The organism is Marinobacter lipolyticus (assembly GCF_018424605.1).
Classification (GTDB): Bacteria; Pseudomonadota; Gammaproteobacteria; order Pseudomonadales; family Oleiphilaceae; genus Marinobacter; species Marinobacter lipolyticus_B.
Map to the genome: position 1 here is coordinate 176,662 of NZ_QTKT01000003.1, position 19,743 is coordinate 196,404.

The 19,743-nt window shown below is 59.8% G+C and carries 18 protein-coding genes; all 18 read right to left on the minus strand.

Annotated features, from left to right (window positions below):
- Window positions 1–29: 29 nt before the first annotated feature.
- Window positions 30–1,535, minus strand: a complete 1,506-nt coding sequence (nhaB, locus tag DYI22_RS05550) for a sodium/proton antiporter NhaB (protein WP_213477046.1) — start codon at window positions 1,533–1,535, stop codon at window positions 30–32.
- A 191-nt stretch (window positions 1,536–1,726) separates the two neighbouring features.
- Entirely contained in the window at window positions 1,727–2,941 is a 1,215-nt protein-coding gene (locus DYI22_RS05555) for a D-amino acid dehydrogenase (protein ID WP_213477301.1), read from the minus strand.
- 102 nt (window positions 2,942–3,043) lie between these two features.
- Window positions 3,044–4,876 carry a glutamine--fructose-6-phosphate transaminase (isomerizing) gene (gene glmS, locus DYI22_RS05560; RefSeq protein ID WP_213477047.1) on the minus strand — a complete coding sequence of 611 codons (1,833 nt, stop codon included), beginning with the start codon at window positions 4,874–4,876 and terminating at the stop codon, window positions 3,044–3,046.
- A gap of 43 nt (window positions 4,877–4,919) precedes the next feature.
- Window positions 4,920–6,287: a bifunctional UDP-N-acetylglucosamine diphosphorylase/glucosamine-1-phosphate N-acetyltransferase GlmU gene (gene glmU, locus DYI22_RS05565; protein ID WP_213477048.1), complete on the minus strand. Its 1,368-nt coding sequence runs from the start codon at window positions 6,285–6,287 to the stop codon at window positions 4,920–4,922.
- A 167-nt stretch (window positions 6,288–6,454) separates the two neighbouring features.
- Window positions 6,455–6,877 carry a F0F1 ATP synthase subunit epsilon gene (locus tag DYI22_RS05570; RefSeq protein ID WP_213477049.1) on the minus strand — a complete coding sequence of 141 codons (423 nt, stop codon included), beginning with the start codon at window positions 6,875–6,877 and terminating at the stop codon, window positions 6,455–6,457.
- 37 nt (window positions 6,878–6,914) lie between these two features.
- Entirely contained in the window at window positions 6,915–8,309 is a 1,395-nt protein-coding gene (gene atpD / locus DYI22_RS05575; protein WP_213477050.1) for a F0F1 ATP synthase subunit beta, read from the minus strand.
- A 55-nt stretch (window positions 8,310–8,364) separates the two neighbouring features.
- Window positions 8,365–9,225, minus strand: coding sequence for a F0F1 ATP synthase subunit gamma (atpG, locus tag DYI22_RS05580; RefSeq protein ID WP_213477051.1), 861 nt, complete (start codon window positions 9,223–9,225; stop codon window positions 8,365–8,367).
- 66 nt (window positions 9,226–9,291) lie between these two features.
- Window positions 9,292–10,836, minus strand: coding sequence for a F0F1 ATP synthase subunit alpha (gene atpA, locus DYI22_RS05585; protein WP_213477052.1), 1,545 nt, complete (start codon window positions 10,834–10,836; stop codon window positions 9,292–9,294).
- Window positions 10,837–10,864: 28 nt separating this feature from the next.
- Window positions 10,865–11,401 carry a F0F1 ATP synthase subunit delta gene (locus DYI22_RS05590; protein WP_213477053.1) on the minus strand — a complete coding sequence of 179 codons (537 nt, stop codon included), beginning with the start codon at window positions 11,399–11,401 and terminating at the stop codon, window positions 10,865–10,867.
- Window positions 11,402–11,413: 12 nt separating this feature from the next.
- Entirely contained in the window at window positions 11,414–11,884 is a 471-nt protein-coding gene (locus DYI22_RS05595; RefSeq protein ID WP_213477054.1) for a F0F1 ATP synthase subunit B, read from the minus strand.
- A gap of 95 nt (window positions 11,885–11,979) precedes the next feature.
- Window positions 11,980–12,207, minus strand: coding sequence for a F0F1 ATP synthase subunit C (gene atpE, locus DYI22_RS05600; protein WP_152205805.1), 228 nt, complete (start codon window positions 12,205–12,207; stop codon window positions 11,980–11,982).
- Window positions 12,208–12,262: 55 nt separating this feature from the next.
- Entirely contained in the window at window positions 12,263–13,117 is an 855-nt protein-coding gene (gene atpB / locus DYI22_RS05605) for a F0F1 ATP synthase subunit A (RefSeq protein WP_213477055.1), read from the minus strand.
- A 15-nt stretch (window positions 13,118–13,132) separates the two neighbouring features.
- Window positions 13,133–13,525 (minus strand): ATP synthase subunit I, encoded by a 393-nt coding sequence (locus tag DYI22_RS05610; protein WP_213477056.1) that lies wholly within the window; start codon window positions 13,523–13,525, stop codon window positions 13,133–13,135.
- A gap of 208 nt (window positions 13,526–13,733) precedes the next feature.
- Window positions 13,734–14,606 (minus strand): ParB/RepB/Spo0J family partition protein, encoded by an 873-nt coding sequence (locus DYI22_RS05615; protein ID WP_213477057.1) that lies wholly within the window; start codon window positions 14,604–14,606, stop codon window positions 13,734–13,736.
- A gap of 50 nt (window positions 14,607–14,656) precedes the next feature.
- Window positions 14,657–15,451: a ParA family protein gene (locus DYI22_RS05620; RefSeq protein WP_213477058.1), complete on the minus strand. Its 795-nt coding sequence runs from the start codon at window positions 15,449–15,451 to the stop codon at window positions 14,657–14,659.
- Window positions 15,452–15,467: 16 nt separating this feature from the next.
- Window positions 15,468–16,112, minus strand: a complete 645-nt coding sequence (gene rsmG, locus DYI22_RS05625; RefSeq protein ID WP_213477059.1) for a 16S rRNA (guanine(527)-N(7))-methyltransferase RsmG — start codon at window positions 16,110–16,112, stop codon at window positions 15,468–15,470.
- A gap of 9 nt (window positions 16,113–16,121) precedes the next feature.
- Window positions 16,122–18,008 carry a tRNA uridine-5-carboxymethylaminomethyl(34) synthesis enzyme MnmG gene (gene mnmG, locus DYI22_RS05630; RefSeq protein ID WP_213477060.1) on the minus strand — a complete coding sequence of 629 codons (1,887 nt, stop codon included), beginning with the start codon at window positions 18,006–18,008 and terminating at the stop codon, window positions 16,122–16,124.
- Window positions 18,009–18,319: 311 nt separating this feature from the next.
- Window positions 18,320–19,615 carry an MFS transporter gene (locus tag DYI22_RS05635; RefSeq protein WP_213477061.1) on the minus strand — a complete coding sequence of 432 codons (1,296 nt, stop codon included), beginning with the start codon at window positions 19,613–19,615 and terminating at the stop codon, window positions 18,320–18,322.
- Between the last annotated feature and the right edge of the window lie 128 nt (window positions 19,616–19,743).

Consider the following 19,743-nt stretch of genomic DNA (forward strand, 5'->3'; position numbering starts at 1 on the left):
GCCCGGCAGCGAGTAAACAGTCGCACTATTCAGATGTGATTGATGACCATGTACAGGCCGACGGAGCCCATCACAATCATGTAGGGGAACGCCATCACCACCATGCGGCCGTAAGAGAGCCGCACCAGCGGTGCGATGGCGGAGGTCAGCAGGAACAGGAACGCCGCCTGTCCGTTGGGGGTCGCCACACTCGGCAGGTTGGTGCCGGTGTTGATGGCGATAGCCAGGGTCTGGAAGTGGTCGTAGCTGATGCTGCCGGCATCCAGCGCCTGCTTGATCTCGCTGATGTACACGGTGGCCACGAACACGTTGTCGCTGATCATCGACAGCAGACCATTGGCGATAAAGAACATGCCCGGTTGCTGCTCGATCGGCAGTGACAGCACATAGTCGATGATGGGTTTGAACAGATGCTGTTCGTGAATCACCGCCACAATGGCGAAGAACACCACCAGCAGCGAAGTGAACGGCAGCGATTCCTGGAACGCCTTGCCGATCTGGTGCTCGTCGGTGATACCGGTGAACGAGGTGATCAGAATGATCACCAGCAGGCCGATCAGCCCCACCTCCGCCAAGTGGAACGCCAGCCCCACCACCAGGATCAGGGCCGCGATGGCCTGCACCCACAGTGCCGCCTGATCGGCCTTGGTGCGTTTTTTCCGCTCGTTGTCGGCGAACTCTTCCAGCACCCGGCGCACCGGCTTCGGCAGGCGACCGCCGTATCCGAACCAGCGCAGTTTCTCCAGCAGCCAGCAGGTGATCAGGCCGGCCACCAGAACGGGAATGCTCACCGGCGCCATGTGCAGGAAAAACTGGGCAAAGTCCCAGCCCACCACCTTGGCGATCAGCAGGTTCTGGGGCTCACCCACCATGGTGGCGACACCACCGAGGGCGGTGCCGATGGCGCCGTGCATCAGCAGGCTGCGCAGGAAGGCGCGGAAGTTCTCCAGGTCTTCCCGGTGCAGTTCGATCACGTCGTCGTCGCTGTTGGTGTTGTGATCCTTGTGCTGGTAGCCCTTGCCCGAGGCCACCTTGTGGTACACCGAGAAAAAGCCCACCGCCACGCTGATGATCACCGCGGTGACGGTCAGCGCATCCAGGAACGCCGACAGCAGGGCTGCGGCGCCACAGAACAGCAACGACAACGCCGACTTTGACCGCACGCCTACCAGGATCTGGGTAAAGGTGACCAGCAACAGCTCTTTCATGAAGTAGATGCCGGCGACCATGAACATCAGCAGCAGGATAACGGGGAAGTTGGTGAGCACTTCCATATACACCGCGTCCGGCGTGGTCAGGCCGATCAGCAGCGCTTCAATAGCCAGCAGGCCACCGGGCAGCAGCGGGTAGCATTTCAGCGCCATTGCCAGGGTGAAGATGAACTCACCGATCAGCAGCCAGCCGGTCAGGCCCGGGCCAAAGACCGACAGCGCGATGGGATTGACCACCAGAAACAGCAGGATGACCTGCTTGTACCAGACCGGGGCCTTGCCGAGAAAGTTGTGGGTGAAACCTGAGATGACCGAATTGGGCATTGCAACATCTTCTGAGTGATCGGGAAATAACCATAGTGCGGCAGAGACGCCACACCTTCCTTGATATTTGTGTAACAGCCAGTCACACGCTAGGGCGGCGTGATCATCAGAAAGCGTTTGTCACGGGCGGGCATGGGCCAGATTTCCGGGTGCGGGTGATTTAAGGGCGCGAATAATACCAGAAAAACGGGTCAGAAAGTAAGCAAAGAATCCGCCAGCATCTCGGCGGTAATCGCCGACAGGGTCCAGCCCAGATGGCCATGGCCGGTGTTGTAGAACACCGTCGGCAGGCGCCCGGCGCCGACCCGCGGCATCATGTTCGGCAGCATCGGGCGCAGCCCGGCCCAGGGCACCACCCGGCGGGTGCAGACGCCGGGGAAGCACTGCTCCACCCAGCGGGTGAGCGGACGGATGCGGTCATCGCGGATATCGCGATTGTAACCGCTGAATTCCGCCGTGCCGGCCACGCGGAAACGACCGTCCCCGAGGCGGCTGGTGACAATCTTGGTGGCGTCGTCCAGCAGGCTGACGGTGGGGGCGGACGTTCGCGAGTCCTCGTCGTCGAGCTCAATGGTGATGGAATAGCCCTTGACCGGATAGATGTTGACCCGGTCGCCCAGCTTCGCGGCCAGGGCCCGGCTGCCGACACCGGCGCAGATCACCACGGCATCAAAAGTGTCACGGTGTTGCTGCTGGCCATCGTGGGCGGTGACCCAGGCGTGGTTCTGGTCGGCACTGAGTTCGGTAACCGTGTGGCCATAGCAGGTTCTGACGCCCAGGCGCAGGATCGCTTCGGCCAGGCCGTTGGTGAACTTGTGGATATCACCGGTGGAATCGCTTTCGGTGTAAAACCCGCCGTAATAGTCGCCCGCCAGCGTGGGCTCAATGGCGCGCATCTCGTCCGGGGTCACGGCGCGGCGTTCCAGGCCGCCGGCCGCCAGCAGTTTCGACACACTGGCGGCGTGGTCGAAACCGGCCTTGTCGCGATAAATGTGGAGGATGCCCTGCTTCTTCAGGTCGAAATCAATGCCTTCTTCCTGCGCCCAGTTGAACAGATGCTCCCGGGCGGCGATGGCGAGGCGGGTGGTTTCGGTGGTGTTCTTTTCGTACTGGGGAATCGCGGCAATGAATTCTGCGAACCAGCTCAGCTTGTGCCAGGACGGTTTGGGGTTGACCAGCAGTGGCGCATCGCGGCGGGACATCCACTTGATGCCCTTGATCACCGTCTGCCAGTTGTTCCACACCTCGGCATTGGAGGCTGACAGCTGACCACCGTTGGCAAAGGAGGTTTCCATCGCGGCGTACCGGTGTTTTTCGTACACGGTAACGTCCAGGCCGCGCTTGGCCAGCGTGTAGGCGGTGGTAATTCCGGTGATCCCACCGCCAATGACGGCAACGGTCTTGATGGCGCTCTTCTTGGCACTGGTCATGGCACTCTCCATAACACCTTCCATAGCACCCTCCATAGCACGCTTTATGGCTATTTCGGTGCGGCGTATCCGGCAGCTTTACTCCACAGTCACGCTTTTCGCCAGGTTCCGCGGCTGATCCACATCGGTGCCCTTGAGCACCGCCACGTGGTAGGACAACAGCTGCAGCGGAATGGTGTACACGATGGGAGCGGTGATCGGGTGAACCGACGGAATCTGCATCACGTGGATGCCGTCCTGGGGCTTCACATCCGCCGCCTTGTCGGCAAACACGAACAGCTCGCCGCCGCGGGCGCGGACTTCTTCCAGGTTGGATTTCAGCTTTTCCACCAGGTCGTTGTTGGGCGCTACCGTGACCACCGGCATTTCACTGTCCACCAGCGCCAGCGGGCCGTGTTTCAACTCGCCAGCCGGGTAGGCTTCGGCGTGAATGTAGGAGATTTCCTTCAGTTTCAGCGCGCCTTCCAGGGCCACCGGGAACTGGGAGCCACGGCCGAGGAACAGGCTGTGGTGCTTGTCCATGAAGGCCTTGGACATCTCGGCAATCTCGCCATCCAGCGCCAGCACGTCACTGACCTGGCCGGGCAGCAGATGGATCGCCCGCACGATCTCCGCTTCCTGGTCTTCCGCCAGGCCATTGTGGCGGGCCAGGGCGAGTGTGAAGATCAGCAGCGCGGTGAGCTGGGTGGTGAAGGCCTTGGTGGAGGCCACCCCGATCTCCGGGCCGGCCTGGGTCATGATCACCAGGTCGGACTCGCGCACCAGCGAGCTGCCGGGCACGTTACAGATGGCCAGCGCGGCGCGGAAGCCGGCCTTCTTGGCCTGGCGCAACGCCGCCAGGGTATCCGCGGTCTCGCCGGACTGGGAGATGCACAGGAACAGGGTGTCGGGCTGGATCACGTGTTTGCGGTAGCGGAATTCGGAGGCCACCTCCACCGAACAGGGCACGCCGGCCAGCTCTTCAATCCAGTAACGGGCGACCATACCGGCGTGGAAACTGGTGCCACAGGCGATGATCTGCACATGGCGCACGTTCTCCAGCAGCTTGCCCGCCGAGGTGCCCAGCGCCTGCTCCAGCACGCGGCTGTCGGTGAGACGGCCTTCCATGGTGGCCTTGATGACCTTGGGCTGCTCGTAGATTTCCTTGAGCATAAAGTGGCGGTACTCGCCCTTGTCGGCGGAATCGGCGCCGTGCTCGAAGCGGGTCACCGCCCGCTCCACCGCATTGCCATCGCGGTCGCGGATGGCGACCTGATCACGACGGATGTCGGCAATATCGCCTTCCTCGAGGAACATGAAACGATCGGTCACTGGCAGCAACGCCAGCTGATCCGAAGCAATGAAGTTCTCGCCAATGCCCACGCCAATCACCAGCGGGCTGCCTTCGCGACAGACAATCAGGTGGTCCGGCTCGTCGGCATGAATCACCGCCAGGGCATAGGCGCCACGCAGGCGGCTGATGGCGGATTTGATGGCATCGTACAGATTACCCTGCACCCGGTAGTGTTTTTCGATCAGGTGAGCGACCACTTCGGTATCGGTCTGGGAGGTGAACTCGAAGCCATCGGCCTTCAGTTCATCCCGCAATTCCTGGTAGTTCTCGATGATGCCATTATGCACGATGGCCAGCCGGTCACCGGACATGTGCGGGTGGGCGTTGACCTGGGACGGCTCGCCGTGGGTAGCCCAGCGGGTGTGGGCAATGCCGAGGGAGCCTTCCAGCGCGGTGGTGTTGATGGCGTCCGCCAGGGCGGCGACCTTGCCCACTTCGCGGGCGCGCTGCACGGTGTTGCCGCCGTCGATGACCGCCATTCCGGCGGAGTCGTATCCCCGGTATTCCAGACGGCGCAGGCCCTCCAGAAGAATGCCCTGCACCTCACGTTCCGATACCGCACCTACAATGCCACACATGTGTTAATCACCTGTCAGAAAATTCGCTGTTTTGCCGGACCACTCAGGACTTCTTTTCCGGCCGGTCCCAGTCCGCGATGTTACGCTGACGGCCGCGGGCCACGGCCAGTTCACGGTCGGCGACATCGCGGGTAATCGTTGAACCGGCCCCGATGGTAGCGCCTTCGGCAACGGTTACCGGCGCCACCAGTGAGGTGTTCGAGCCGACAAAAACGCCATCGCCCAGCACCGTCTGGTGCTTGTTAACTCCATCATAGTTGCAGGTGATGGTGCCTGCACCCACATTCACATTACGCCCCAGCGAAGCATCACCGACGTAGCTCAGGTGGTTGATCTTGCTGCCCTCGCCAACCACCGCTTTCTTGGTTTCGACAAAATTGCCCACTTTGGTGTGGTCCGCCAGGCGGGTGCCGGGACGCAGCCGGGCAAAGGGACCGATCTGGGCGAAACTGCCGATCTCGGCACCCTCGATCACCGAGTGCGCCTTGATGTCGGCGCCGGCCGCAATTTTCGCATCGCGGATCACGCAGCCCGGGCCGATGGACACGCCGTCACCCAGTTCCACGTCACCCTCGAACACCACGTTGACGTCGATGAGGATGTCATTGCCGATGGTCAGGTTACCGCGCACGTCCACCCGAGCCGGGTCAGCCAGCGTAGCCCCTTCAGTCATCAGCCGCTCGGCTTCCCGGCGCTGGTACCAGCGCTCCAGTTCCGCCAGCTGAATGCGGTTATTGACGCCCTGCACCTCAAAGGCATTACCCGGCTGTGATACCGCCACCTGCATGCCGTGCTCCACGGCCATGGCTGTGATGTCGGTCAGATAATACTCGCCCTGGGCGTTGCGATTGGACAGCTGCGGCAGCCAGTCCTTCAGACGGCGGGCGGACACCGCAAGGATACCGGTGTTCACTTCGCGGATCTGGCGCTGGGCGTCGCTGGCGTCTTTCTGCTCCACGATGGCGGTCACGCGGCCCTGGTCATCACGCAGAATGCGGCCGTAGCCCTGCGGGTCGTCAAGGGTGACCGTCAGCAGCCCCAGGGTGTCGTTATCAATGGTCGACACCAACGCCTCAAGGGTATCCGCGCCGGTCAGGGGAACGTCGCCATAGAGCACCAGGACCCGCGCATCGTCGGGCAAATCGGGCAGCGCCTGGGCCACCGCATGGCCAGTGCCGAGCTGGTCCCGCTGCAACACCCAGTTCACCGGCTGGTCGGCGGTGGCGGAGCGGACCTGGTCCGCGCCGTGGCCGATGACGCCGTGAATCTGTGCGGCGCCAAGCTGACGGGCGGTGGCGATCACATGATGGAGCATTGGCCGCCCGGCCACGGCGTGCAACACCTTGGGCAGTGCGGATTTCATTCTCGACCCCTGACCGGCAGCCAGAATAACAACGTGTAGCGGACTCATAACGACAGACCCCCGGATCAATGGTCGGGCAGTTGATTCATAAACGAAAAAACCGCGTCCCTGGCGGACCGCGGGCTTCCCTCTGAATCGAGCGATTCGGAAAGAAACCTGCACTCCGCGTCAGGATGCGGCTTCAGATCGGGCGAACCCGAAACTGGCAATCGCAATCAGCGAATGTTCTTGCGCAGTTTCTGGATGGTGCGCAGCTGAGCGGCGGCTTCGGCCAGCTCCGCTGCGGCACGGGAGTACTCAAACTCGCCCGTTTTGTTTGCCAGTGCCTTTTCGGCTTCGCGCTGGGCTTCCTGTGCCGCTGCTTCGTCCACATCCTTTGCGCGAACCGCCGTATCGGCCATCAGGGTGATCAGGTTGGGCTGCACTTCCAGGTAACCCCCGGAAACGTACAGCACTTCCTCGGCACCGCCCTGCTTGACGATCCGCACTGCACCGGGCTTGAGCGCGGTCAGCAGCGGAGCGTGGCCATACTGGATACCCATCTCACCCTCGGTACCGGTAGCGGTCAGCGTCTCTACCAGCCCGGAGAAGATCTTCTCCTCGGCACTTACGACGTCACAATGTACGGTCATAGCCATTTCTTACGCCTCTTGGGTCAGAAAGTGAAGAAAGGGTTTATTTACCTTCCTTCGCCTTCATTGCCTTAGCTTTCTCGATCGCTTCCTCGATGCCGCCGCACATGTAGAACGCCTGCTCGGGCATGTCGTCGTAATCGCCGTTGAGAATGCCCTCGAAGCTGGCGATGGTCTCTTTCAGAGACACGTACTTACCGGGGGAACCGGTGAATACTTCAGCAACGTGGAACGGCTGGGACAGGAAACGCTCAATCTTACGGGCGCGGGATACGATCAGCTTGTCGTCTTCAGACAGCTCGTCCATACCCAGGATCGCAATGATGTCCTTCAGTTCCTTGTAACGCTGCAGAACGTTCTGAACACCACGGGCAACATTGTAGTGCTGCTCGCCGATTACCAGCGGATCCAGCTGACGGGAGGTGGAGTCCAGCGGATCGATCGCCGGGTAGATACCCTTGGAGGCGATGTCACGGCTCAGTACCACGGTCGCGTCAAGGTGCGAGAAGGTGGTGGCCGGAGACGGGTCAGTCAGGTCGTCCGCCGGTACGTAGACCGCCTGGATGGACGTGATCGAGCCGTTCTTGGTGGAGGTAATACGCTCCTGCAGCTCACCCATTTCCTGGGCCAGAGTCGGCTGGTAACCTACCGCGGATGGCATACGGCCCAGCAGTGCAGATACCTCGGTACCGGCCAGGGTGTAACGGTAGATGTTGTCAACGAACAGCAGAACGTCACGGCCTTCGTCACGGAACTTCTCGGCCATGGTCAGACCGGTCAGGGCCACACGCAGACGGTTTCCTGGGGGCTCGTTCATCTGCCCGTAAACCATCGCTACCTTGTCCAGTACGTTGGAGTCCTTCATCTCGTAGTAGAAGTCGTTACCCTCACGGGTACGCTCACCTACACCGGCGAATACGGACAGACCGGAGTGCTCTTTGGCGATGTTGTTGATAAGTTCCATCATGTTAACGGTCTTACCAACGCCGGCACCACCGAACAGACCAACCTTACCACCCTTGGCAAACGGGCAGATCAGGTCGATAACCTTGATGCCGGTTTCCAGCAGGTCGGCAGAGGCTGCCTGGTCCGCGTAGCCCGGTGCCTTACGGTGAATACCCCAGCGCTCTTCTTCGCCGATCTCGCCCTGTTCGTCGATGGGACGACCCAGAACGTCCATGATACGGCCCAGCGTCTTGGTACCAACGGGTACGGAAATCGGCTTGCCGGTGTTTTCTGCTTTCAGGCCACGCTTGAGGCCTTCGGTGCTGCCCATGGCGATGGTACGTACAATGCCGTCACCCAGCTGCTGCTGGACTTCCAGAGTTGTCTCACCACCTTCAAGCAGCAGTGCGTCATAAACGCTTGGCACGGCGTCACGTGGGAATTCCACGTCGATAACCGCGCCAATGATCTGAACGATGTGTCCGCTACTCATGCTCGGTTCCTCGTTATCTTGATAGTCAATAAAACCAGTAGGATCGTGGGGCGGATCAGACCGAAGCCGCGCCGCTCACAATCTCCGATATCTCTTGCGTAATGGCTGCCTGACGGGCCTTGTTGTAGGCCAGCTGGAGCTCGTCAATGATGCTGCCTGCGTTATCAGTCGCGCTCTTCATGGCAATCATCCGAGCAGCCTGCTCGCAAGCCAGATTCTCCACCACTCCCTGATACACCTGGGATTCGATATAACGTGGCAGCAGCCCATCGAGGATGGGGCGTGAATCGGGCTCGTAGATGTAATCCCACTGGTGACCGACGTCTTCGTCCTCGCCTTCCGGCAACGGCAGAAGCTGTTCTGATTGCGGCTGTTGCGTCATGGTGTTCACGAACTGGTTACTTACCAGGTACAGGCGGTCGATCTTGCCTGACTCGAACGCGTCGAGCATCACCTTGACGTTACCGATCAGCTGTTCTGCACTGGGGTTATCGCCCAGATGGGTCAGTGCGGCGATCACGTTTCCGCCGTAGCTGCGGAAGAAGGAAGCGCCTTTCTGCCCGATGGCACAGAGGTCGGTCTCAACACCTTTGTTTTTCCATTCGCGCATTTCGCGCACGAGGAGCTTGAACACGTTACCGTTCAGGCCACCGCACAATCCCCGATCCGAGGACACCACGATGTAACCCACACGCTTGACGTCACGCTCCTGCATGAACGGATGACGGTAATCCTGGTTTGCCTTGGCAATGTGCCCGATTACCTGACGCATCTTTTCAGCATACGGACGAGTCGCCTGCATGCGTTCCTGAGCTTTGCGCATCTTACTTGCCGCCACCATTTCCATGGCGGAAGTGATCTTCTGCGTGCTCTTGATGCTTCCGATCTGGTTACGTATTTCTTTTCCGACGGCCATAAGTCACTGCCTTTTCAAGTTAGACACTCATGTGGACCAACGGGCCCGCCGCAGCGGGCCATGGGCTTACCAGCTTTGAGTGGTCTTGAATTTTTCCAGAGCAGCTTTCAGGCCAGCGGTAATTTCGTCGTTGAAATTACCCTCTGCGCCGATCTTGTCGAGCAGGTCTTTCTGTTCGGCGCGCATCCAGTCGATCAGTTGCGCTTCGAACTTGACCACACTGCTGACTTCGACGTCGTCCAGGAAACCTTCGTTAGCTGCGAACAGTACGGTACCCATTTCCGCGACGGACATCGGGCTGTACTGGTTCTGCTTCATCAGCTCGGTGACCCGCTGACCATGCTCGAGCTGCTTCCGCGTGGCTTCGTCCAGGTCCGAGGCAAACTGGGCGAAGGCCGCCAGTTCACGGTACTGGGCGAGGGCCAGACGGATGTTACCGCCAAGCTTCTTCATGATCTTGGTCTGGGCCGAACCACCTACCCGGGAAACCGACACACCGGCGTTCATCGCCGGACGGATACCGGAGTTGAACAGGTTGGTTTCCAGGAAGATCTGACCGTCGGTGATGGAGATCACGTTGGTCGGAACGAAGGCGGAAACGTCACCGGCCTGGGTTTCGATGATCGGCAGCGCCGTCAGGGAACCGGTCTTGCCTTTCACTTCACCGTTGGTCAGCTTTTCAACCTCATCGGCGTTGATCCGGGAGGCGCGCTCGAGCAGACGGGAGTGCAGGTAGAAAACGTCACCGGGGTAAGCTTCACGACCCGGCGGACGACGCAGCAGCAGGGAAATCTGACGGTAAGCAACGGCCTGCTTGGACAGGTCATCGTAGATGATCAGCGCGTCTTCGCCACGGTCACGGAAGTATTCACCCATGGAGGTACCGGAGTACGGGGCGAGGAACTGCATCGCGGCCGGATCGGCAGCACCGGCGGCAACCACGATGGTGTGGTCCATGGCGCCGTGCTCTTCCAGCTTACGAACAACCGCTGCAATGGAAGACTGCTTCTGACCAACGGCAACGTAGATACACTTGATGCCGGTGTTCTTCTGGTTGATGATCGCGTCGATCGCAACCGCAGTCTTACCGATCTGACGGTCGCCGATGATCAGCTCACGCTGGCCGCGACCGATGGGAACCATGGTATCGATCGCTTTCAGGCCAGTCTGTACTGGCTCATCAACGGACTGACGGGCGATAACGCCCGGTGCAACCTTCTCGACCGGAGCGGTCAGGGAGGTACCCAGTTCGCCCTTGCCGTCGATCGGGTTACCCAGACCATCGACAACGCGGCCCATCAGTTCCGGACCAACCGGCACTTCCAGGATACGTCCGGTACAACGAACCTTCTGGCCTTCGGCCAGGTCTTCGTAGTCACCCAGTACCACCGCACCGACGGAATCACGCTCCAGGTTCAGCGCCATACCGAAAGTGCCGTTGGCAAATTCAATCATCTCGCCGTACATAACGTCGGCCAGACCGTGGATCAGTACGATACCGTCAGAGACGGAAAGAATCGTACCTTCGTTCTTTGCTTCGGAAGAGATGTCGAGCTTTTCGATTCTCTTCTTGATGATGTCACTGATCTCGGATGGATTCAGTTGCTGCATGCCTTTGTCCTCAAACCTTGTGCTGAAATCAGGAGCCCAGAGCCTTGGCCATTCTGGCCAGCTTGCCTCGGACTGAAGCGTCGATAACCAGGTCGCCCGTGTGAACCACTACACCGCCGATCAGGGACTGATCTGTCGCGGCTTCCAGGGAAACCTTGCGCTCCAGCTTTTTGGACAGTGCGTCGATCAACTGCTGCTGTTGTTCGGCCGTCATTTCGTAGGCCGTGCTCACCTTCAGGTTCACCGTACGCTCAAGATCGGCACGGTACAGGCTGAACAGGGCTGAAACTTCCGGCAACAGAGCCAGACGCTTGCTTTCAGCGAGAATCAACAGGAAATTTCTGAGTGCTTCAGGCAGCGGCTCTTCGAAACAGTCTGCGAAGAGTTCCGCCTTGCGTTGCTCAGACAGGCCGGGATTGGCCAGGATGTTCTTTACCTCTTGGTCAGCCGCCACCTGAGCTGCGAAAGCCAGCGCCTGATCCCACTGATCAACGGCATTCTGGTCTTGCGCGGCAGCAAAAACGGCCTTCGCGTAGGGTCGGGCTAACGTAGTCAGTTCTGCCATGATGACCCTCTTTTAGAGTTCTGCGGCCAGCTTTTCCAGCATCTCGCTGTGAGCTTTGGCATCTACAGAGGTTTCCAGAATCTTCTCGGCACCGGCAACGGCAAGTGCTGCCACTTCTGCTCTCAGTGCGTCGCGAGCCTGAACACGCTCCTGTTGAATTTCCGCCCTGGCCTGCTCAATAAGCCGCTCGCCTTCCTTGCGGGCATCGTCTTTGGACGCCTCGACAATCTGGGCGGCACGCTTGTTGGCCTGGTCAATCAGGGCTGCAGCGTCTTCTTTCGCCTTGTGCAGTTCCTTGGAGGCTTTTTCCTGCGCAAGTTCGAGATCGCGTGACGCGCGATCTGCGGCAGAGAGGCCGTCGGCAATTTTCTTCTGGCGCGCTTCCATGGCAGCCGTGATCGGCGGCCATACATACTTGACGCAGAACCAGACGAAAATAGCGAAGGCAATCGATTGCCCTATCAACGTAAGGTTTATATTCACGGCAATGTACCTCTTGCTATTCGTTGCGTCCTGGTATCCGTAAAACCGGGCGCCACCTCAGTTGTGTGAAGCGGTGCCCGACTCTTTCGGCTGAATTAACCAGCTACAACGAAGATCAGGTACATCGCGATACCAACGCCGATCATGGGAACCGCGTCCAGCAGACCGGCCATGATGAATGTCTTGGTTTGCAGCTGGTTAGCCATTTCCGGCTGACGGGCAGTGGACTCGAGCAGCTTGCCACCCAGCAGGCCGAAGCCGATGCCAGTTGCCAGAGCGCCCAGACCAATGATGATCGATGCTGCAATAAATACCATTTCCATTGAAGACTCCTCAGTTTTCTCAGATAGTTAAGGGTTTGTGTTTTAAAGCGTTTAATCAGTGATCTTCGTGCGCCGCGCTGAGGTATACCACAGTCAGCGTTGTAAAGATAAAGGCCTGCAGTACCACCACCAGGATGTGGAAGATGGCCCAGGGCACGTTCAGCGTCCACTGGATCCACAGCGGCAGCAGTGCAATCAGGATAAAGACGACTTCACCGGCGTACATGTTGCCGAACAGACGCAGTGCGAGACTGATCGGCTTGACGATGAGCACCAGGATTTCCAGGAACAGGTTGAACGGAATCAGCGACCAGTGGTTGAACGGCTGCATGGACAGCTCTTTGGTGAAACCGCCAATGCCCTTCACCTTCAGGCTGTAGAAGATGATTAGCAGGAACACACCGATGGAAATACCGAAGGTACCGTTGGGATCGGTGGTGGGAACAATCTTGAAGTACTCCAGACCCAGCGCGTGGGCGATGGAGGGGATGTAGTCGACCGGGATCAGCTTCAGACAGTTCATCAGCAGGATCCACACGAAGATGGTCAGGGCCAGCGGGGCAATCAGCGGATTGCGCGCGTGGAAGCCGTCTCTGACCACGCCCTGGATGAACTCGACGGTCATCTCCACAACGTTCTGCAGACCGGTGGGAACACCGGTGGTGGCCCGCTTGGCCGCGAAGCGGAACAGGCCAAGAAAGAGAATACCCATGAACAGGGACCAGCCCAGGGTATCAACGTGGAAAGCCATAAAGCCCATGTCCGAAGCTTCCTGGGCGGTTCGTGCGAACGTCCAGGTGGCTTCGTCGACCAGGGTACCGTCAGCGCGCTCATAGCCTTCCGGGAGTTTTCCGTAGGTGAGGTTCTGTAGGTGGTGCTTTATATACTCTACTGGGGTATCAGCTGCCATACTGCTCTCGTCCAGTCATCGCCGTGGTTGCGGCCGGATGAGGAAGCGCAACACTGCACTCATCACAACCATCACAGCAAAAGTGAATAACAGAGCCGGTACGTGTACTGGCTCCATTAAGATGAAAACGGCCGCAAAGAACACTGCGGTAAGGGCGATCTTGATGCTTTCCGCCCTGAACATGTTGCCCACCATCAGGCGCGCGTTTCTGGCGCCCTGGTACCGGTACATCCGGTGAGCAAAGTACGCGTTTGGTATGACAAATATAAGACCGCCAACAAAAGCGGAACACCCGGCCAAACGACTTTCAATGGTCCACAACAGACTCAGAATGACGATCGCTGAAAACTCTATGGCCAACCAACGGGCCAGAGGCAGGCGGGTGATTTGTGAACGCTTAATACTCATACCACCTGCTGTCATTCCAAGCGCGCGAAATTATATGTGTTAACCGATGGGGGTTCAACAGAACCGGCGCGAAAATTTGGTGGAAAAATAACCAGAAATTCTTTGGAATCACACAACTTTCACACAAGTTGTGTTCTCTAACCAACACCGTCACGACATGTGGTGGTTTCAGGCTTAAAACCACCGCGCGGACGAATTGTCACATTCCTTAACGGATATGGCCCAAAATCCCGTCAAGCTCATCCAGCGAACTGTATTCGATCACCAGTTTGCCCTTGCCGCGCTGACCATGGGCGATGGATACCCGCGCTCCGAGACGTTCCGCCAGGTCGTCCTGCAGGGCACGGATGTTGGGATCCACCTGACCGGATGGCTTCTTGCGATCCGGCGTTTCCTGCTGGATGCGGCGAACCAGCGCCTCGGTCTGGCGCACCGACAGGGATTTTGCCACCACCTGACGCGCCACCTGCATCTGCTGCTCCGGCGGCAGGGTCAGCATGGCACGGCCATGGCCCATTTCCAGGTCGCCGTGCTCCAGCATCAGCCGCACGTCTTCGGTCAGGCCGATCAGACGCAGCAGGTTGGTGATGGTGGTGCGGCTCTTGCCCACCGCTTCCGCCACCTGGGCCTGGGTGAGCCCGAATTCGTCCTGCAACCGTTGCAGGGCAAAGGCTTCTTCGATCGGATTGAGGTTCTCGCGCTGGATGTTTTCGATCAAGGCCATGGCAATGGCGGCCTCATCGGGCACATCGCGCACGATGGCCGGAATACGGTCCAGCTCGGCCATCTGGGTGGCGCGCCAGCGGCGTTCACCGGCGATCAGCTCGTAGCGGCCTTCGGCGATGGGGCGCACCACCACCGGTTGCATCACGCCCTGTTGGCGAATGGAGTCCGCCAGCTCCTGCAGCGCAGCCGGGTCCATATCGCGGCGGGGCTGAAAGCGGCCGCGCTGGATCAGATCCACCGGCACGTCCCGCAATTCGCCGTCGTGGTCTTTCAGCTCCTGATCCAGATTGACCCTGGAGCCCTGCAACAGCGCGCCCAGCCCGCGTTCACCCAGTCCTCGTTTCTTCGCCGCCATGGTATTTGTCATTCTTCCCGGTGAAAATCAGTGTGCAAAGGTGGGGTAGTTTACACGGCAACCGCCGTGGATGTCTTTTGCGCGCCATGGCGGCGAACCATTTCTCCGGCGAGGGCCAGGTAGGCCACCGCGCCCTTGGAAACGCGATCGTATTTCAGGGCCGGCATGCCGTAGCTCGGGGCCTCCGCCAGGCGTACATTGCGGGGAATCACCGCCTTGTAGACCTTGTCACCGAAGTATTCGCTGAGCTGACCGGACACATCCAGGGTCAGGCTGTTGCGGGGGTCGTACATGGTGCGCAGGATGCCTTCCACCTGCAGATTCGGATTGACCGTTTCCTGGATCTGCTCCACGGTGTTCATCAGCGCCGCCAGCCCCTCCAGGGCGTAGTATTCGCACTGCATGGGGATCAGCACGGTATCCGCCGCCGACAGGGCGTTGACCGTCAGCAGGCTCAACGAGGGCGGGCAGTCGATCAGGATGTAATCGTAGTTGTCGCGAACGGTATTCAGGGCGAGACGCAGCCGGTGTTCGCGGCCGATTTCATTCATCAGCTCCACTTCCGCGGCCGTCAGGTCACCGTTGGACGGCATCAGGTCAAAGCCCGAGGCTTCGGCGGCAATGATCACGTCCGCGGCCGCCGCCCGCTTGGTCAGCATGTCGTAACCGGACAGTTCGAGGGCGTTTTTGTCCACGCCGCTGCCCATGGTGGCGTTGCCCTGGGGGTCCATGTCCACCAGCAGTACACGGCGTTTGGTGGCCGCCAGGGAGGCAGAAAGATTGACGCAGGTGGTGGTTTTTCCCACACCGCCTTTCTGATTGGTCACTGCAATCACGCGCGCCATGTCTTGCCTCCTTTGATCACTGGGGTTGGGCTGTCCGGTCGATGGTCAGCAGGTGCCGCTCGCCATCGGACCCCGGCACCAGCAACGAATGACGGGATTTTACCTGCCACCCGGCTGGAAGAGCAGCCACTTCATCATCCGGAAACTGGCCTTTCATGGCAAGGAACTCGCCGTCATTTGCCAGCAAATGTCCGCACCAGCTCACCAGGTTATCCAGTGCGGTAAAGGCACGGCTGCTGATCTGACGATAGCGGCTTTGCGGATCACAGCTTTCGGCGCGGCCGTGGATCACCTCCACGTTGCCCAGCCCCAGCTCCAGCACACACTGGGTCAGGAAGCGGGTTTTCTTGCTGTTGCTGTCCAGCAGCGTAAATCGTTTGTCCGGAAATACGATGGCCAGGGGAATGCCGGGCAGTCCGCCGCCGGCGCCCACATCCAGCAGGTGATCGGTGGTCACGAACGGCAGGATGCTGAGGCTGTCCAGCAATTGTCGCGACACCATGTGGTGGGGGTCCCGCACGGCGGTGAGGTTGTAGGCGCGGTTCCATTTATTGAGCAGAGCCAGAAACGCCAGCAGCTGGCGCTGCTGGCTCTGGTCCAGCTCAATGCCCATTTCCGCCAGTCCGGTTTCAAGCTGGCGTTGCCAGAGTGCGTCGCTCATGGTCGGCAATCAGGCCGTCTGTTTGCGCAGCAGGTCGCGCTTCTTCAGGTGCACCAGCAGCTGCGACACCGCCGCCGGAGTGACGCCCTGAATGCGGGAGGCCTGGGCCACGGTTTCCGGGCGTACCGTTTTGAGCTTCTGCTTGATCTCGTTGGACAGGCCGCCAATGGCGTCGTAATCCAGATCCACCGGCAATGCGGTGTGTTCGTTGCGACGCAGGCGCTCGATCTCGTCGGTCTGACGGGAAATGTAACCCTCGTACTTGATCTCGATCTCCACCTGATCCGCCACCACCGGGTCCTCCGCTTTCGCGGCGCCAATGTCGGCGATGTGGGTGTAACCGATTTCCGGCCGGCGCAGCAGTTCCGCCAGCGACTGGTCGCGGGTCAGCGGCTGCTTGAGAAAGCCGTTGGCCCGCTCACCGGCGTCGGTGTTGGGGTGAATGCGGGTGGATTCCAGGCGGCTGCGCTCGCTGGCAATGGCCTCGCGCTTGTCGTTGAACTTCTGCCAGCGGTCGTCGTTTACCAGGCCCAGTTTGCGACCGGTTTCGGTCAGGCGCAGGTCGGCGTTGTCTTCCCGCAGGATCAGCCGGTATTCGGCGCGACTGGTGAACATGCGGTAGGGCTCGGAGGTGCCCATGGTGATCAGGTCATCCACCAGCACGCCGAGGTAGGCCTCGTCGCGGCGCGGGTACCATTCGTCTTTTTCCTGGGCCTTCAGGGCGGCGTTGATGCCCGCCAGCAGACCCTGGGCGCCGGCTTCTTCGTAGCCGGTGGTGCCGTTGATCTGGCCGGCAAAGTACAGGCCCTGGATAAACTTGGTTTCCAGCGTATGGCGCAGATCCTGGGGGTTCAGGAAGTCATACTCAATGGCGTAGCCCGGCCGCGTGATGTGGGCGTTCTCGAATCCGGGAATCGAGCGCACCGCCGCCAGTTGGATATCGAACGGCAGGCTGGTGGAGATGCCGTTGGGGTAGAGCTCGTGGGTAGTCAGGCCTTCGGGCTCCACAAAAATCTGGTGGGAGTCCTTGTCGGCGAAACGGTTGACCTTGTCTTCGATCGACGGGCAGTAACGCGGCCCAATGCCTTCGATATTACCGGCGAACATCGGCGAACGGTCAAAACCGCTGCGGATGATGTCGTGGGTTTCTTCCGTGGTGCGGGTGACGTAACAGCACATCTGCTCGGGGTGCTGGTCGCGGCTGCCGATAAAGGACATCACCGGCGTGGGGTCGTCGCCCCACTGTTGCTGCATCACCGAAAAGTCCACCGAGCGGGCATCAATACGCGGCGGTGTGCCGGTTTTCAGCCGACCCACGTTGAAGGGCAGTTCCCGCAACCGTTTGGCCAGGGCGTTGGCCGGTGCGTCGCCGGCGCGGCCGCCGGAGTGGTGCTCCATACCGATGTGGATAACGCCACCCAGGAAGGTTCCGGTGGTCAACACCACGGTTTTGGCGTTAAAGCGGATGCCGGTCTGGGTCACCACCCCGGTGACCTGCTCGTTTTCCACAATCAGATCGTCCGCCGCCTGCTGGAACAGGGTCAGGTTGGGCTGGTTCTCCAGAGTATGGCGAATGGCCGCCTTGTACAGCACGCGGTCGGCCTGGGCACGGGTGGCACGCACCGCCGGACCCTTGCGACTGTTGAGCACGCGGAACTGGATACCGGCACGGTCGGTGGCCTCGGCCATGGCGCCGCCCAGCGCGTCGATTTCTTTGACCAGATGGCTTTTGCCGATGCCGCCAATGGCCGGGTTGCAGGACATCTGGCCCAGGGTTTCGATGTTGTGGGTCAGCAGCAGGGTCTGCGAACCCATACGCGCCGCCGCCAAAGCGGCTTCGGTACCGGCATGGCCACCACCAATGACAATGACATCGAAACGGGTCGGAAAATCCACGGTTCACCTCGGAATTCGGGCTGAAATGAAGGTATTGAAACAGGGCGGCGAGTATAACGCCTTGCCTGGCAAAATGCAGTGGGAATGTGCAAATTTTAACCAGATCGGGGCGCATTGAGAACCTGACGCATAAGTGGATTCCGAAATGCTCAGATTTTCAGCAGCTTGGATAGTTGTCCTGAGAAAAGTTTTCAAGAAAGTTATCCACATGCCCGAACACTTGTTAAACAGCCTTATACATCACCTAACTCTTTGTTATTTCTGCAAACGATATAAACAATCCAACGCTTGTTCGAAGCTTATTCAACCCTTTATCCACAAGAACGGGCGGTCGTGTGGCGGGACAGCCGCCACACCAGCGCTACCACGATCAGATTGACGAGGGACAACAGCAGCAGGAATCCGGGGATGCCGACACCCAGAACCCCCAGCACCACGATCCCGGTCAGGGCACTGACAACCATGAACAAGGCGTTCATCACGTTGAGGGCGGCGATGATCCGGGCGCGTTTGAAGCGCGGCGTTTCATGCTGGATAAACGCATACAGGGGAACAATAAACAGACCACCGCAGACTCCGATACCCAGCAGATCCAGCAGTACCCTGAGATACTCCGCATCGGACAGCAGCGTCAGCCAGGTGCTGGCCACCGGCGTGGCAGGCACGGCGAAGTACAGGTCCACCCCGAACAGTGACAGCCCGGCGGCGCCCCAGGGCACCAGTTTCAGGGTGATGTGATGGCCGGTGAGCTTTTCACAAAGCATCGAGCCCACGGAAATGCCGATGGTGAAAAGGGCGAGCAGCAGGGTCACCACCGTTTCATCCCCCAGCAGACTGGTCTTGGCAAAATTGGGAAACTGGGTGAGGTAGGCGGCGCCCAGGAACCAGAACCAGGAGATCGCCAGTATCGCCAGCAATACCCTGCGCTGCTCCGCGGCCAGGGTTAACAGCCGCCAGGTTTCTTTCACTGGCTGCAGCCGTTCCAGCGCAGCGGCACCGCGGTTGTCGGTCGGCGGTACCTGGCGCGCGGCCAGATAACCGAGGATCGCCATCACCACCACGCCCACGGCGGTCAACCGCGCCGCGGTTTCAAACCCCATCAGCACCCCCGCGGCAATCGTACCCAGCAGAATGGCCACGAAGGTGCCCATGCCCACCAGTGCGTTACCGCCAACCAGTTCGTCGTCCGCCAGTACCTGCGGCAGGATCGCGTACTTTACCGGGCCAAAGAAGGTGGATTGCGTGCCCATCAGAAACAGCAACACCAGCAACAGCTCGTACCAGCCGAACCACAGCCCCACCGCCGCCGTGGTCATGATGCCGATTTCCAGCAGTTTGACCACGCGGATGATGCGGGATTTCTCCAGGCTGTCCGCCAGTTGGCCGGCCATTCCCGAGAACAGGAAAAACGGCAGTATGAAGAGAAACGCCGCAAAGTTAACCACCACATCCACCGAGAACCCCAGCAACCCACCGGCACTGTAGGTCACCAGCAGCAACAGCGCATTCTTGTAGAGGTTGTCGTTGAAGGCGCCGGAAAACTGGGTGAGGTAGAACGGCAGGAAGCGCCGCTGGCCCAGCAGGCGGAACTGGCTGTGTGACGTCATAAAACGGTCCTGTCCTGGTGCGTCCATGTGCTGATTCGCCCTGTTTTGGCGCGCCGTTTTGCTCGCTTGGGCGTGTTGGCTGTTTGTTGTCGCCGAATTACCCGCACTGGCGACGTATCTTCGTCTTT

Excerpts from the sequence above, each read along its gene's own strand:
- nhaB (WP_213477046.1), bottom strand. The coding sequence starts at position 1,535 with ATGCCCAATTCGGTCATCTCAGGTTTCACCCACAACTTTCTCGGCAAG.
- glmS (WP_213477047.1), bottom strand. The coding sequence starts at position 4,876 with ATGTGTGGCATTGTAGGTGCGGTATCGGAACGTGAGGTGCAGGGCATT.
- glmU (WP_213477048.1), bottom strand. The coding sequence starts at position 6,287 with ATGAGTCCGCTACACGTTGTTATTCTGGCTGCCGGTCAGGGGTCGAGA.
- DYI22_RS05570 (WP_213477049.1), bottom strand. The coding sequence starts at position 6,877 with ATGGCTATGACCGTACATTGTGACGTCGTAAGTGCCGAGGAGAAGATC.
- atpD (WP_213477050.1), bottom strand. The coding sequence starts at position 8,309 with ATGAGTAGCGGACACATCGTTCAGATCATTGGCGCGGTTATCGACGTG.
- atpG (WP_213477051.1), bottom strand. The coding sequence starts at position 9,225 with ATGGCCGTCGGAAAAGAAATACGTAACCAGATCGGAAGCATCAAGAGC.
- atpA (WP_213477052.1), bottom strand. The coding sequence starts at position 10,836 with ATGCAGCAACTGAATCCATCCGAGATCAGTGACATCATCAAGAAGAGA.
- DYI22_RS05590 (WP_213477053.1), bottom strand. The coding sequence starts at position 11,401 with ATGGCAGAACTGACTACGTTAGCCCGACCCTACGCGAAGGCCGTTTTT.
- atpE (WP_152205805.1), bottom strand. The coding sequence starts at position 12,207 with ATGGAAATGGTATTTATTGCAGCATCGATCATCATTGGTCTGGGCGCT.
- atpB (WP_213477055.1), bottom strand. The coding sequence starts at position 13,117 with ATGGCAGCTGATACCCCAGTAGAGTATATAAAGCACCACCTACAGAAC.
- DYI22_RS05610 (WP_213477056.1), bottom strand. The coding sequence starts at position 13,525 with ATGAGTATTAAGCGTTCACAAATCACCCGCCTGCCTCTGGCCCGTTGG.
- DYI22_RS05615 (WP_213477057.1), bottom strand. The coding sequence starts at position 14,606 with ATGGCGGCGAAGAAACGAGGACTGGGTGAACGCGGGCTGGGCGCGCTG.
- DYI22_RS05620 (WP_213477058.1), bottom strand. The coding sequence starts at position 15,451 with ATGGCGCGCGTGATTGCAGTGACCAATCAGAAAGGCGGTGTGGGAAAA.
- rsmG (WP_213477059.1), bottom strand. The coding sequence starts at position 16,112 with ATGAGCGACGCACTCTGGCAACGCCAGCTTGAAACCGGACTGGCGGAA.
- DYI22_RS05635 (WP_213477061.1), bottom strand. The coding sequence starts at position 19,615 with ATGACGTCACACAGCCAGTTCCGCCTGCTGGGCCAGCGGCGCTTCCTG.